The sequence below is a fragment of the Mesorhizobium sp. M0968 genome, assembly GCF_040319065.1.
GTDB lineage: Bacteria > Pseudomonadota > Alphaproteobacteria > Rhizobiales > Rhizobiaceae > Mesorhizobium.
Genome location: NZ_JAMYNL010000002.1, coordinates 255,518 through 269,426, shown reverse-complemented (window position 1 = coordinate 269,426; position 13,909 = coordinate 255,518). Strand labels below are relative to the sequence as shown.

At 64.7% G+C, this 13,909-nt stretch carries 10 protein-coding genes; 1 reads left to right on the top strand and 9 read right to left on the bottom strand.

Annotated elements, in window-relative coordinates:
- Positions 1-32: 32 nt before the first annotated feature.
- The 5 genes from NKH67_RS04115 to NKH67_RS04095 form a co-directional block, all read right to left on the bottom strand.
- Complete coding sequence (locus NKH67_RS04115; protein ID WP_353030314.1) at positions 33-2,507, bottom strand: GcvT family protein; 2,475 nt, start codon at positions 2,505-2,507, stop codon at positions 33-35.
- The gene (locus tag NKH67_RS04110) at positions 2,504-3,685 is read right to left on the bottom strand and encodes a pyridoxal phosphate-dependent aminotransferase (protein WP_352500971.1); all 1,182 of its coding nucleotides are present in this window, start codon (positions 3,683-3,685) and stop codon (positions 2,504-2,506) included. The genes NKH67_RS04115 and NKH67_RS04110 overlap by 4 nt, the downstream gene beginning before the upstream one ends.
- Complete coding sequence (locus NKH67_RS04105) at positions 3,685-4,584, bottom strand: homocysteine S-methyltransferase family protein (RefSeq protein WP_352500970.1); 900 nt, start codon at positions 4,582-4,584, stop codon at positions 3,685-3,687. The genes NKH67_RS04110 and NKH67_RS04105 overlap by 1 nt, the downstream gene beginning before the upstream one ends.
- Positions 4,581-7,034, bottom strand: a complete 2,454-nt coding sequence (locus NKH67_RS04100; protein ID WP_352500969.1) for a GcvT family protein — start codon at positions 7,032-7,034, stop codon at positions 4,581-4,583. The genes NKH67_RS04105 and NKH67_RS04100 overlap by 4 nt, the downstream gene beginning before the upstream one ends.
- A gap of 77 nt (positions 7,035-7,111) precedes the next feature.
- Positions 7,112-7,705 (bottom strand): helix-turn-helix domain-containing protein, encoded by a 594-nt coding sequence (locus NKH67_RS04095; protein ID WP_352500968.1) that lies wholly within the window; start codon positions 7,703-7,705, stop codon positions 7,112-7,114.
- A gap of 270 nt (positions 7,706-7,975) precedes the next feature.
- Here NKH67_RS04095 and NKH67_RS04090 point away from each other — a divergent pair, with 270 nt between their 5' ends.
- Positions 7,976-8,674, top strand: a complete 699-nt coding sequence (locus NKH67_RS04090; RefSeq protein WP_352500967.1) for a nitroreductase — start codon at positions 7,976-7,978, stop codon at positions 8,672-8,674.
- Positions 8,675-8,693: 19 nt separating this feature from the next.
- Here NKH67_RS04090 and NKH67_RS04085 read toward each other — a convergent pair whose 3' ends face one another.
- The 4 genes from NKH67_RS04085 to NKH67_RS04070 all read right to left on the bottom strand — a co-directional run bounded on the left by NKH67_RS04085 (position 8,694) and on the right by NKH67_RS04070 (position 13,893).
- Positions 8,694-9,281 (bottom strand): sarcosine oxidase subunit gamma, encoded by a 588-nt coding sequence (locus tag NKH67_RS04085; RefSeq protein ID WP_352500966.1) that lies wholly within the window; start codon positions 9,279-9,281, stop codon positions 8,694-8,696.
- Positions 9,274-12,270 carry a sarcosine oxidase subunit alpha gene (locus tag NKH67_RS04080; protein WP_352500965.1) on the bottom strand — a complete coding sequence of 999 codons (2,997 nt, stop codon included), beginning with the start codon at positions 12,268-12,270 and terminating at the stop codon, positions 9,274-9,276. The genes NKH67_RS04085 and NKH67_RS04080 overlap by 8 nt, the downstream gene beginning before the upstream one ends.
- Complete coding sequence (locus NKH67_RS04075) at positions 12,267-12,563, bottom strand: sarcosine oxidase subunit delta (RefSeq protein WP_023676536.1); 297 nt, start codon at positions 12,561-12,563, stop codon at positions 12,267-12,269. Before NKH67_RS04075 ends, NKH67_RS04080 begins: the two co-directional genes overlap by 4 nt.
- A 70-nt stretch (positions 12,564-12,633) precedes the next feature.
- Complete coding sequence (locus tag NKH67_RS04070) at positions 12,634-13,893, bottom strand: sarcosine oxidase subunit beta (RefSeq protein ID WP_352500964.1); 1,260 nt, start codon at positions 13,891-13,893, stop codon at positions 12,634-12,636.
- Positions 13,894-13,909 lie beyond the last annotated feature (16 nt).

Genomic DNA, 13,909 nt, shown 5'->3' with positions numbered 1-13,909 from the left:
CACCTTCTCCCACAAGGGGAGAAGGAAAAGACTTACATCCGCACCCGTTCCGCCTTCGGATCGTACATCGGCTTGAGCGAGGCCTCGGCGGCAAAGCGCTCGCCGGCGATCTCGATCTCGTAGGACGACGACAGGACATCCGCCTCGCTCTCGCCCTTGCAAGGCACGTAGCCAAGCCCGATTGCGCCGCCGAGATGATGACCGTAATTGCCCGAGGTGATCGGACCGACGATCTTGCCGTCGCGCAGGATCGCCTCATTGTGGAAGAGCAGCGGCTCGGTGTCGTTCAGGCGGAACTGCACCAGCCGGCGTGACAGGCCGGTTTCTTTCTTCTTCAGCACCGCATCGCGGCCGATGAAGTTGCCCTTGGCCGTCTTCACCGCGAAACCCAGCCCGGCCTCCAGCACATTGTCCTCGTCGGTGATGTCGTGGCCGAAATGCCTGAACGCCTTTTCGATGCGGCAGGAATCCAGTGTGTGCAGGCCGCATAGCTTCAGGCCGACGTCGGCGCCGGCTTCTTGTATCGCCTCGAAGACGTGGGCGGCCTGGTCGGTCGAGACATAAAGCTCCCAGCCGAGCTCGCCGACATAGGTGACGCGGTGGGCGCGGGCCAGGCCCATGCCGATTTCGATCTCCTGAAACGTGCCGAACGGATTGTTCCCGTTGGAGAAATCGTTGGGGCTGACCTTTTGGATCAGCTTCCTCGAATCCGGGCCCATCAGGCAAAGCACGGCTTCGGCAGCGGTCACATCGGTGATGACGACGAACTCGTCGGCAAGGTGTTTTCGCAGCCAGGCCAGGTCGCGCTGCAGCGTGGCGCCGGGCACGACGAGCAAGAAGGCTGTTTCGGACAATCGCGAGACGGTGAGGTCGCTCTCGATGCCGCCGCGCTGGTTGAGCATCTGGGTGTAGACGATCTTGCCCGGCGTCACGTCCATGTCGTTGGCGCAGAGCCTTTGCAGGAAGGCGCAGGCGTCGCGGCCCTCGACGCGGATCTTGCCGAACGAGGTCATGTCGAACAGGCCGACGCCGTTTCGGACCGCCAGATGCTCCTCGCGCTGGTTGTCGAACCAGTTCTGCCGTTTCCAGGAATAGCGGTATTCGCGCTCCTGGCCCTCCCGCGCAAACCAGTTGGCGCGCTCCCAGCCGGCGACCTCGCCGAACACCGCGCCGCGCGCCTTCAGATGTTCGTGCAGCGGCGAGCGGCGGACGTTTCGCGAGGTTGCCATCTGCCGGTACGGAAAATGATCGGCATAGAGCAGGCCGAGCGTTTCGGAGACGCGCTCCTTGAGATAGCGGCGGTTCTTCTGGAACGGCTGGGCGCGGCGGATGTCGACCTCCCAGAGGTCGAAGGGCGCCTCGCCGTCATTGATCCATTGCGCCAGCGCCATGCCGGCGCCGCCGGAGGAGACGATGCCGATCGAATTGTAGCCGGTCGCCATCCAGTAGCCGGAAAGCTCCGGCGCCTCGCCGAGATAATAGCGGTCGTCGGGGGTAAAACTCTCGGGGCCGTTGAAGAAGGTGTGGATGCCGGCGGTGGCCAGCATCGGCATGCGGTTGACGCCCATTTCCAGGATCGGCTCGAAATGGTCCATGTCCTGCGGCAACTGGTCGAAGCAGAAATCCTCGCTTATGCCGTTCATGCCCCAGGGCTTGGCCACCGGCTCGAAAGCGCCGAGCATCATCTTGCCGGCATCTTCCTTGTAGTAGGCGCACTCGTCCGGCACGCGCAGCACCGGCAAGCGGGAAAGCCCGGGGATCGGTTCCGTGACGAGATAGAAATGTTCGCAGGCGTGCAACGGGATGGTGACGCCGTTCCGGGCGCCAAGTTCGCGTGCCCACATGCCGGCGCAGTTGACGACGATATCGGCCTCGATCAGGCCTTGTTCGTCGCCCTGCGCCCAGGAAACGCCGGTGACGCGGCCGGCCCTGGTATGCACCTTGGTCACCTTGACGTTCTCGACGATCGTCGCACCGCGCTGGCGCGCGCCCTTGGCCAACGCCATGGCGATATTGGCCGGGTCGCACTGACCGTCGAGCGGCAGATGCACGGCGCCGACCACATCGGAAACATTGAGATGCGGGTACATCTGCTTGATTTCGTTGGGCGAAATCTCGCACACTTCGACATCGAAGGCGCGGGCGAGAGATGCCTGCCGATAGATCTCGTGCTTGCGCTCCTCGGTCAGCGCCACGGTGATCGAGCCGACCTGGCGCATGCCGGTGCCGACATCGGTCTCGGCCTCCAGCTTGACGTAGAGGTCGGCCGAGTATTTCGCCAGCCGCGTCATGTTCTGCGAGCCGCGCAGCTGGCCGATCAGGCCGGCGGCGTGCCATGTCGTGCCCGACGTCAGCTGCTTGCGCTCGAGCAGCACGATATCGGTCCAGCCGAGCTTGGCCAGATGATAGGCGACCGAGCAGCCGGAGACGCCGCCACCGATGATGACCGCCCGCGCTTTGGGAGGAATGGCCTTGGTCGGAATGGTTTTGGTGGGCGGGGCGTTCATGCGGCCTCGCGACCATAGCTGGAGGCGAAGCGGCGCAGGCGCGTGGCAGCCTCCATCAGCACCGGCTCAGGCTGGCAGAGGCTGAAGCGGATGTGGCCGGCGGCGGCCTCGCCGAAGCTTGAGCCGGGCATGACGCCGACATTTTCCTGGTCGAGGAAGGCCCAGGCGAATTTTTCGTCGTCCGGCTCGATCGCCGATATGTCGAGCATGACGTACATGCCGCCTTCGGAGCCGCGCACGGTGATGTTGTTCATACCGCGCATGGCATCGAGGACGACGGTGCGCCTCGCGGCGTAGCGCTCGGCGATTTCCTTGACGCCGTAGCCATTTTCGAGCGCCTCGGCGCAGGCGAGGCTGATGAAGGCCGGCAGGCCGTAGGTCATCACCAGATTGAGGTCGGTCAGCAGCGAGACCATCGGTTCCGGCCCGGTCAGCCAGCCCATGCGCCAGCCGGTCATGCCGTGGCTCTTGGACATCGAATTGATGACCAGCGTGCGTTCCGCCATGCCGGGCAGCGAGCGTGGTGAGACGTGCTCGCCGCCGCCCAGCGTCCAGTAGACCTCGTCCGACAGCAGCCAGAGGTCATGTTCGCGGCAGATCTGCGCCAGCTCTTCCAGGCGCTCGCGCGAATAGACGGCGCCCGTGGGATTGTTCGGCGTGTTGATCAGGATGGCGCGGGTGTTCGGCCGAAGGGCGGCGCGAATGTCGGCGGCGCGCGGCTGAAAGCCATCCTCGGCGGGGGTCTCGACGACGCTGAACTCGGCGCCCGCCGCACTGAAGGTGTTGGGATAGGTGGCGTAATAGGGCGCGACGACGATGGCATGGTCGCCCTGGTCGAGAACCGCTTGTATGGCCGCGTAAAGCGCGGCCTGCCCGCCCGGGGTGGCGATGACCTGGTCGGGATTTGTCGCAACCCCGGTGCACCGCGTCGAGGCCGCCGCCATCGCCTTGCGCAGGCGCGGAACGCCGGCAAGCGGGGTGTAGTGGTGATTGCTGGCGCGAACCGCCGTCACGCAGGCTTCGATCGTCTCGCTCGGCGTGTCGAAATCATGGTCGCCGACCGACAGCATGATGATGTCCTCGCCGGCCTGCTTGCGCGCCCAGGCAGCGGAATGAACCTCCCAGCCATCCTTGCCCGAAGGCACGATGCCGGAAATGCGCGATGATGGCCTGGGCATTATGCTGCTCCCGAAATTTCATAACCGGCCTGTTCGAGCCGGTCGCGCAGCGCGGCGATGTGGGCCGGTCCGACTTCGCAGCAGCCGCCGACGATGCCGGCGCCGGCCTCGACCCAATCGACCGCCTGGCCGGCATAGGCATCCGGATCGAGGTCGTGGCGGGCGTGCAGCACTTCCACCGTACCGCCATGCTTGAGCGCCTCAATCGAGGTGAAGCCGTTGGCATAAGCGCCGACCGGACCGCCGAGAGCGATCAGTTCGGGCAGCGCTGCAGCGATCGCTTCGGGCCGGCAGCAATTGATCAGCCGGGCCGCGACGGGCAGGCCGGCAAGAGCGCCCGACGCCGCCGCAATGGCTTCGCCGCTGCGCAGGCGCGGCGTGCCGTGGTCGGCAAGCGTCCACGACACCCATACGGGCTTGCCGCTTTCCGACGCCGCGGTGACGGCGGCGCGCGCCTCTTCGGCCGACGCCATGGTTTCGCACAGAAACAGATCGACGCCGTCCGCCTGCTCGGCAACGATACGGCGATAGATGTCGAGCGTATCCTGGAAGGATATCGTCAGCGCCGGCGCATAGCTGCCGAACAGCGGCGACAGGCAGCCGGCAATCGCCGCGTCGCCGGCCTGGTCGCGGGCTTGCCTTGCCAGTTCGATGCCGCGCTTCTGCAGCGGCTTGAACAGCTCTTCCGCGCCTTCGCGTGCCAGCCGCTCCGGCGTGGCCGAATAGGTGTTGATGGTGATGACGCGGGCGCCGGCGCGGATGAATTCCGCATGCAGGTCGCGCACCAGATCCGGTTCGTCGATCAGCACCCTGGCCGACCACAGCGGCGTCGGCTCGGAACTGCTGCGGCGGACCAGCTCCTGGCCCATGCCGCCATCGGTAAGGATAACAGTCTTCATGCTCTGAGCCTCTCGTTCTTTGGATCCCATAACGGCTCATCCCTCTGCACGACCGCCCGAAAACGTTCGCCGAAGATCTCGATCTCGACCGCGGTTCCCGGCTCGGTGAGGTCGGCGCGCAGCACGCCGAGCGCGATCGACTTGTCGATGCGATGACCCCAGCCGCCGGACGTCGTCTCGCCGACGATCCCGCCGTCATGCCAAAGCGTCGACATGGTGGGCGCGTCGCAATCGCCGGGGTTTTCGACGACCAGCGTGACGAAGCGCTTCTTGATGCCCTGCTGCTTCTCGTTCTGCAGCGCCGCCTTGCCGCGGAAGTCGGGCTTATCCCATCTGACGAATCGCTCCAGCCCGCCCTGCAGGATCGAGTAGTCGGTCGACAGGTCGCCCTTCCAGGTACGGTAGCCTTTTTCGAGCCGTAGCGAATCCAGCGCGTACATGCCGAACGGTCTCAAGCCGTGCTTCTGGCCGGCCGCCCAGACGGCGTCGAAGATGGCTGCGGTATCGTCGACCTTGCTGTGGATTTCCCAGCCGAGCTCGCCGGCGAAGGACACGCGCACCAGCTTTGCCCAACGTCCGGCGATACTGGTTTCCTGATGCGTCAGCCAGGGCAGGGTGAGGTCGGCTGCGCAGAGTTCGGCGAGGATTTTTCGCGAGTTGGGGCCGGCGAGGATCTGGGTGGAGTATTCCTCTGTCCGGTCGACCAGCTTGAATGTGGCGTCCTTCGGGATGCGCGATTTCAGCCATTCGAAATCATGCCACTGAGCCACAGCGGCGGTGATCAGTGTCATCAGGTTCTCGTCGTGGCGGACCACCGACATTTCGGTGACGATGCGGCCCTTGTCGTCGGCAAAATAGACGAGGCCGATGCGGCCGGGTTTCGGCACCAGGCCTGTCACCTGGAGGCTCAGCCATTCGGCGGCACCCGGACCGTCGAGATTGAAACGGGAAAACCCCGGCAGGTCCAGAATGCCGGCGGCATCGCGGACGGCGAGGCATTCCTCGCGCACACGATGCTGCCACGGCCCGTCGCGGCGGAAAGTCAGCGTGGATTCTTCGGAGATGTCGTCGCCTGGCTTCGCATACCAGGTGGCGCGTTCCCAGCCATTATAGGCGTCGAACCGGGCGCCGAGTGCCTTGATGCGGTCGTGGAGCGGCGACAGCTTGCGGTCGCGCCCGGCCGGCCAGGCATGGCGCGGGAACTGGATGGCATATTCGTTGCCGTAGATCTCCATGCCCTTGGCCACGCAATAATCCGGGGCCGAGGCAAAGGCGGTGAAACGGCGCGGATCGCACGACCACATGTCCCATTCGGTCTGGCCCTCGGTCACCCATTCGGCCAGCACCTTGCCGGCGCCGCCGCCCTGGGCGATGCCGAAGGTAAAGACGCAGGCCTCGAAGGCGTTGGGCACGCCGGGCATCGGGCCGATCAGCGGGTTGCCGTCCGGCGCATAGGGGATCGGCCCGTTGATGACCTTGGAAAGGCCGGCGGTGCCGAGGATCGGCACGCGGGCGACAGCATCGGCCAGGTAATGTTCCAGCCGGTCGAGATCGTCGGGAAACAGCTGGAACGAAAAGTCGTCGGGCATCGGGTCGTTGTGGCCGACCCAGTGGGCGCGGCAATTGCGCTCATAGGGGCCGAGATTCATGCCGTTCTTTTCCTGGCGCAGATAATAGGACGTATCGACGTCGCGCAGCAGCGGCAGCTTCTTGCCCTGTTCCTTCGACCACGCCGCCAGTTCGGGGATTTCCTCGAACAGGATATATTGATGGCTCATCACCATCATTGGCACCTCGCGGCCGAACATCCTGCCGACTTCGGCGGCGCGGTAGCCGGCGGCGTTGACGACGATCTCGCAGCGGATCTCGCCTTGCGCCGTCTCGACCACCCACTCGTGATTGTCTCGGCTCACGCCGGTTACCGGACAGAAGCGGATGATCTTCGCGCCCATGTCGCGCGCGCCCTTGGCCAGTGCCTGGGTCAGCTGCGCGGGATCGATATCGCCATCATTCGGATCGTAGAGCGCGCCTTTCAGCTCATGCGTCTCGATGAAGGGGTAACGGCGCTTGATCTCGTCGAGCCCGACCACGTCGATATCCATGCCCTGGTAGCGGCCCATGCCCTTGGCGCGCTGAAATTCCTGCATGCGCTCCGCGCTATGGGCCAGCCTGAGCGAGCCGGTGACGTGGTAGTTCATGGGATAGCCGACCTCGTCGGCCAGCCGGCGATAGAGTTCGGTCGAATATCGCTGCATGTTCATCAGCGACCATGACGAGGAGAAAGTCGGCACGTTGCCGGCGGCATGCCAGGTCGAGCCGGAAGTCAGCTCGTTCTTCTCCAGAAGCACGCAGTCGGTCCAGCCCGCGTTGGCGAGATGATAGAGCGAGGAGGCGCCGACGGCACCGCCTCCGATGATCACCACGTGTGCCGTGGTCGGCAAACCGGCCATGTTCTTCTCCGACTATTTGTTTTGATGCATGTCGTTGTCCCAAAACCGCCACGCACTTTTGGGCGACATGCATTCGTTCAATAGACAGGCGGCGAAACCACCCAGATCACCACAGCCGGTTCCGCTCCAGGATTGCGCCAGCGGAACGGCTTGCCGTCGAAGCGGAAGGAATCGCCTTCGCCAAGCCGGTGCCAGACGCCGGCAATTTCGATGTCGAAACTGCCGGAAGCGACGTAGCCGGCTTCCTCGGTCGGCCGGCGCGACTCGGTCTGCAGCTCGGCACCCGGGGCGAAGACCGAACGCAGCATCTCGAAGCTACCGCCGAGATCGGGCGACAGAAGCTCCTCCACCAGGCCGGAATCGCTTGTGCCAAGCGTGCGCCGGTTGCCGGCGCGCACGACCACGCCGCGCTCGGTCTCGACAGGTACGTCATGGCTGAAGAACAGGCTGACCGGCACGCCGAACAATTCGGCGAAGGCCCTGAGATCGCCGAGCGACGGGACCGACAGACCGCGCTCGACCTGGCTGACCCAGCCGACGGAACGGCCGAGCTTCAGTGCGATTTCGGCAAGCGTCAGGCCGCGCGCCTTGCGCAACGCGCGAATGTCGCCGGCCAGCAGCCGTTCGCCGCTGTCCTGTTCCGATCTGGCGGCGGTTGAGGGCAAAGCCATCCCTGTCTTGGTGAAAAATTCCCAGCAAATTTCATTTGATGGCGGGTTCATGAAAAAATCAAGAGGATTTTCACGAAATCACAAGATTTACTTGCGCCATTTTGACGGTTCGGGCAAAGGCTCGGCGCACGAGCGGCGAGTGGGGCGTCCGGTCGAGGCGGGTAGGCTATCGGGCGTTCAAAAAGACGCGCAAGGATGCTCCATCACTTCTAGTCGGCGCATGATCCTTCCGGAAAATCGGGTTCGGGATCATACGCAAAAGGACGGCCCATGCTGGAAAACAACTCCCGGATTGCGGCGGCGATCGTCGATGACGCGATCACCTCGCGGCGGTCGGTACGCGCCTTCTTGCCCGATATGGTCGACGACGAGACCATCCGCGATATTCTCGCCGTTTCCGCGCGCGCGCCCTCAGGCACCAATATGCAACCCTGGAAGGTCTATGTGACCAAGGGCGAGGTCAAGCAGCGCATCACCGACGCCATCCTCAGCTCGGGCATCCGCGCCGAAAAGGCCGAGTGGGACGAGTACCGCTACTATCCCGACCAGTTCTTCGAACCCTATCTGACGCGACGGCGGGCCAACGGCTTCGGCCTCTACGGCGTGCTCGGCATCGGCCGGCGCGAGGTCGACAGGATGCGTGCGCAGCACGACCGCAACTTCGTCTTCTTCGACGCCCCGGTCGGCATGATCTTCACCGTCGACCGGCGGCTGAACAAGGGGTCGTGGATCGACTACGGCATGTTCCTGCAAAACATCATGGTCGCCGCGCGGGGCAGGGGCCTGCACACCTGTCCGCAAGCCGCCTTCGCGCCCTATCACCGGCAGATCAGGCCGGTGCTCAACATTCCCGACGAGGAGATCGTCGTCTGCGGCATGGCGCTCGGCCATGAGGATACGTCCAAGCCCGAAAATGCCTTCCGCACCGACCGCGCGCCGCTGGAAGAGTGGGTGACGTTCGCGGAGTGACGTGAAGCGCCGTCCGGCTCTACTGCACTTCGTAGCCGACTTCCTCGCTCGCATGGCAGAGCGCTTTCCAGAACGAGCGGGCAAACGAGCGGAACACATAGATGTCGAACTGATCGGCGCCGGTGCGCTGGATTTGCGCGAAGATGTCGTGATGCATGGTCGAGCGGCCGGCGCCGATCGGGAAGGCCGGCAGCGCGAAGTCGATGGCGAAGAATTTCGCCAGCACCCACTCGGCCTTCGGCCCGGCGATACGGATCGCGGTGCGGCCGTGCGAAAGGTCGGTCACCGTACCGATGGCCGAAGTGACGACTTCGGCAAAGGCCGGCGCCAATCCCTCGGCTTCATCGACCACAGTGAACTTTCCCGGCGCAAAGCCGAACACCGACCTGGCGCCGTTCGTCACACCGCCACCGGCGCCGTCGGGCAAAGCCAGGCCGGTGACCGCATGGATGCCGGCCATCAACGTCTTCTCCTCGCCGGGCCAGGCGGCGAGCTGCAGGATCGACCCCGGCCTGGTTTCGGAGAGGATGATTTCGACACCGTGCTCGAAATTGCCATGCGAGCCCGGATGCAGCACCGGCTCAAGCGGTGATTGGCGTTCAACCATGCATGCGGCTCCCGTCCGGATCGAAGAAATGGTTGGAGACGATCTCGACCGGCCCGAACCTGTTGCGCAACGGATCGGAAACGTAGGCACGCGAGCCGCGCCGCGCCTTGCCGCCCTTGACCAGGGCAAGCGCGATATATTTGCCGAGCGCCGGCGAATAGCAGCAGGCGGTGATGTGGCCAAGCGAGCCGTGTGGATTGGCTTCGTCAAGCTCCTCGACGATGTGTGCGCCGCCATTGAGCGGCTGGTTGTCGAGCGAAACAATACCGACGAGTTCCAGGCGGTCGGGTGCGATCAGCCCCTCGCGATCCATCATCGCCGAGCCGATGAACGACTTCTTCTTCGACAGCATCCAGTCGAGATGCAGGTCGCGTGCCGTGGTACGGCCGTCGATCTCGGCACCGGTGACGTGGCCTTTCTCGATGCGCATGGTGCCCAGCGCCTCCAGCCCGTAGGTCACCAGCCCGAACGGCTTGCCGGCTTCGATCAGCGCCTCCCAAACATGGGTGCCGTAGCCGGCGCCGGAATAGACCTCGAAGGCCATTTCGCCGGAGAAGGACAGCCGGCAGATCATCACCGGCACGCCGGCGATTTCGCCGTGGACGATGCCCATGAAGGGCAGGGCGGTATTGTCGACGGCGGTGCCGCTAACGCAAGCAGCCAGTATCTGCCTTGCCTTCGGCCCACCGATGGCGGCACCGGCCCATTGGTCGGTGACCGAGGCGACGTGGACCTTCAGCTCCGGCCAGATCACGTCGAGGAAATACTCCAGATGCTGCATCACCTTGCCGGCATTGGCGGTGGTGGTGGTCATCAGGAAATCCTGCGCGCCGAGCCGCCATGTGGTGCCGTCGTCAAAGGCGAGACCGTCCTCGCGCAGCATCAGCCCATAACGCGCCTTGCCGACGGCCAGCGTCGAAAACACGTTGGTGTAGACGCGGTCGAGGAATTCCGCCGCGTCGGGGCCTTGCACCGCGATCTTGCCCAGTGTCGAGACATCGACGATGCCGGCGCTCTCGCGCGTGGCTCTCGCTTCGCGCACATAGGCCTGCTCGATCGTCTCGCCGGGATGGCCGTAGATCATCGGCCGATACCACAGGCCGGCCGAATACATGGTGGCGCCGTTGGCGACGTGCCAGTCATGCATCGGCGTCAGCCGCTCGGGCTTCAGATCGCCGAAGCGTTCGGCGGCTAGCGAGCCGATCGACACCGCCGAAAAGGGCGGGCGAAAGCGCGTCGTGCCGACCTCTGGGATCGGCTTGCCGAGCGCCTCGGCGATGATGGCGAGGCCGGGTATGTTGGAGCTCTTGCCCTGGTCGGTTGCCATGCCGAGCGTGGTGTAGCGCTTCAGATGCTCGACCGAGACGAAGCCTTCGCGATGCGCCAGCCGCACGTCATCCGCCGTCACGTCATGCTGGAAGTCGACGAAACTCTTTCCCTTGGCCTTGATCTCGAGCACCGGCGCCGGATCGGGATCGCCAGGTGCTGCCTCGACGGCAGGCAAGGCCGCCGGCGTGGCGGTTGCGCCCGCTGCGGAAAGGCCGGCGGCGCGGCCTTCGGCGATCGCCTCGGTGGTGGAGAAACTGCCGGTGAAGGCGCCGGCGCCGATCCATTGCCGCGTCGTCGGCTTGGGCGGCAGGAACGCTTGCAATGCTTCGTTCCATTCCGCTCTCGCGCCGGCCTGGCTGGCCAGATGAATGGTCGGCGACCATCCGCCCGACATCAGCAGGCAATCGGCGTGGATGCTGCGCGCTTCGCCGGAAAGCGCGCCGTTGACCATGTCGAAGCGCTGCACCTTGAAGCCGGAAAGCGCCTTGCCGCCCTCGGTGGCGATTACCGCGTGGCCAGAAAGGATCTCGGCCTCCGCTTCGCCGGCCAGCTTGCGCATTTCGCTCGAAAGTTCTGGGCGCACGTCGACGATGGCGACGACGACGGCGCCGGCCTTCTTCAGCGCAAGCGCGGAGCGATAGGCGCTGTCATTGTTGGTGAACAGCGCGACCCTGTCGCCCGGCAGCACGCCATATTCATTGGCAAAACGCTCGGCAGCATGCGCCAGCATCACGCCTGGCCGATCGTTGCCCGGAAAGACCAGCGGACGCTCCAGGGAGCCGGTGGCCAGCACCACCGACTTGGCGCGGATCGTCCAATAGCGATGGCGCGGCTCGCCCTTGCCGGCCTTTTCCTTGTGGTCGGTGACACGTTCGAGCGCGGCAAGCGTGTTGCCGTCATAATAACCCCAGACAGTAGTGCGCGGCAAAAGGCGGATATTGTCACGGCCTTCAAGCTGACCGGCGGCGCGCGCTGCCCAGTCGGCGGCCGGCATGCCATCGATCGTCTCGCGCGACCAATTGGCCGAGCCGCCGAAATGCGGCTCGAGCTCGGCCAGGATGACGCGTGCACCCTGATCGGCAGCCGCCCTGGCGGCCATCAGCCCCGCCGGGCCGGAGCCGACCACCAGCACATCGCAAAACGCGTTCATGCGTTCGTAGCGCGCCGTATCGGGAGCCGTGCCTGCCTTGCCCAGGCCGGCGGCACGGCGGATGAAATGCTCACAGAACATCCAGAAGCGAGTGCCCTTCAGCGGACCGATCACCGGTCCCATGAAGGTTTTGTAGTAGAAGCCGGCCGACAAAAGCTTGCCGCCGAGCTGGTTCACGGCACTGACGTCCCAGGCAAGCGAAGGGAAGCGGTTCTGGCTGACTGCGGCCAGCCCGTCATAAATTTCGACCATTGTGGCGGGGATGTTCGGCTCGCGAACCTCGCCCCTCAACACTGTGACCAGCGCGTTCGGTTCCTCGACGCCGGCGGTCAGCACGCCGCGCGGGCGGTGATATTTGAACGAACGCCCAAACAGGGTGACGCCGTTGGCCAGCAGCGCCGAAGCCAGCGTGTCGCCGGCGTGGCCGGTATAAGGCGCGCCGTCGAAGGTGAAACGGATGGTCCGCAGCCGGTCGATGCGCCCCCCGGCCTCTGTACGGCGCGGGCTCATGGCTTGTCCTCGGCCCGGTGCCGCGCAACCGAGTTGTGGTCGCCGCGCGCGAACGCGGTGCTGGAGATCTCGTGCGTCAGCGTATTGCGCACAACCCTGAGATGGGCGCGGCAGCCGCCGGAATGCTGCCAGATCTCATTGTGGTCGCCGGCTGGATTAAGCCGGTCGTAGACATAGGCGTTCCAGGCGTCGAGGTTCTGCGAGGCGGGCTGTGGGCGCTGGCGATTGCCGTCGCCCTGATAGGTGAATTCGATCACGTCGCGCGGGCCGCAATAGGGGCAGGTGATGAGCATGGATCTCTTAAACTTCTCGTTTGACCATGATCTTGTCCGAAAACCGGTTTCCACTTTTCGGGATCATGGCCTAATGCAGCCGGGGCGTGGCGCCCTGGCCCTTGTCGTCGATCACCAGGCCACGGTAAAAGCGGTCGAGCGTGAAGGCCGCGTTGAGACCGTGCGGCTCGTCCTTGGCAATGGTCCAGGCAAAGCACCAGCCGGAAGCCGGCGTCGCCTTGAAGCCGCCATAGCACCAGCCGCAGTTGAGATACATGCCCGGCAGCGGACCGGTGGTGATGATTGGCGAGCCGTCCATCGACATGTCGCAGACGCCGCCCCATGAGCGCAGCATGCGGACACGGGCCAGCCCAGGGAACAGCGCCAGCATCTCGCTCATCACCTCATCGACGATCGGCAGGCTGCCGCGTTGGGCGTAGCTGTTGTAGCCGTCGAGATCGCCGCCATAGACAAGGCCGCCCTTGTCCGATTGCGACATATAGAAATGGCCCATGCCGAAGGTCAGGACCGTATCGATGAACGGTTTTAGCGATTCCGTGACGAAGGCCTGCAGCACGTGGCTCTCGATCGGCATCGTCTCGATGCCGGCAAGCCGCATGACCCGACCGGTGCTGCCGGCAACCGCGACCGCTACCTTTTTTGCGCGGATTTCGCCGCGCGTTGTCGTCACGCCGATGATGCGATCGCCGTCGCGCAGGAAGCCGGTGACCTCGCAATTTTCGATGATGTCGACGCCGCGGCGATCTGCGCCGCGCGCATAGCCCCAGGCGACGGCGTCGTGGCGGGCGGTGCCGGCGCGCCGCTGCATCAGGCCACCGACGATCGGGAAACGCGCCGTGGCCGAGACGTCCAGTGCCGGCACCAGGCGCGCGATTTCGGCCGTGGTCATCAGTTCGGCGTCGACGCCGAGATGGCGCATGGCGTTGCCGCGCCGGGCATAGTCGTCGAGCTGGGCAGGTGTGTGGGCGAGGTTCAGGCAGCCGCGCTGCGAGAACATGACGTTGTAGTTGAGGTCATGGGCCAGGTTCTCCCACAGCTTCATCGAATGTTCGTAGAAACGCGTGTTGGCCGGCAGGAGATAGTTGGAACGGACCGCCGTGGTGTTGCGGCCGACATTGCCGGAGCCGAGCCAGCCCTTCTCGAGCACCGCGACATTTGTGATGCCGTGCTCCTTGGCGAGATAGTAGGCGGTCGACAGGCCATGGCCGCCGCCGCCGATGACGATCACGTCGTAGGACGCTTTCGGGTCGGGCTTGCGCCAGGCCGGCCTCCAGTCCTTGTTTCCGGTCAGCGCGTTCTTGAGAAGCGAAAAGGCCGAATATTCCGCCATTCTTATTGTCATCCAT

Excerpts from the sequence above, each read along its gene's own strand:
- NKH67_RS04095 (WP_352500968.1), bottom strand. The coding sequence starts at position 7,705 with ATGGCTTTGCCCTCAACCGCCGCCAGATCGGAACAGGACAGCGGCGAA.
- NKH67_RS04080 (WP_352500965.1), bottom strand. The coding sequence starts at position 12,270 with ATGAGCCCGCGCCGTACAGAGGCCGGGGGGCGCATCGACCGGCTGCGG.
- NKH67_RS04115 (WP_353030314.1), bottom strand. The coding sequence starts at position 2,507 with ATGAACGCCCCGCCCACCAAAACCATTCCGACCAAGGCCATTCCTCCC.
- NKH67_RS04085 (WP_352500966.1), bottom strand. The coding sequence starts at position 9,281 with ATGGTTGAACGCCAATCACCGCTTGAGCCGGTGCTGCATCCGGGCTCG.
- NKH67_RS04070 (WP_352500964.1), bottom strand. The coding sequence starts at position 13,893 with ATGGCGGAATATTCGGCCTTTTCGCTTCTCAAGAACGCGCTGACCGGA.
- NKH67_RS04100 (WP_352500969.1), bottom strand. The coding sequence starts at position 7,034 with ATGGCCGGTTTGCCGACCACGGCACACGTGGTGATCATCGGAGGCGGT.
- NKH67_RS04075 (WP_023676536.1), bottom strand. The coding sequence starts at position 12,563 with ATGCTCATCACCTGCCCCTATTGCGGCCCGCGCGACGTGATCGAATTC.
- NKH67_RS04105 (WP_352500970.1), bottom strand. The coding sequence starts at position 4,584 with ATGAAGACTGTTATCCTTACCGATGGCGGCATGGGCCAGGAGCTGGTC.
- NKH67_RS04090 (WP_352500967.1), top strand. The coding sequence starts at position 7,976 with ATGCTGGAAAACAACTCCCGGATTGCGGCGGCGATCGTCGATGACGCG.
- NKH67_RS04110 (WP_352500971.1), bottom strand. The coding sequence starts at position 3,685 with ATGCCCAGGCCATCATCGCGCATTTCCGGCATCGTGCCTTCGGGCAAG.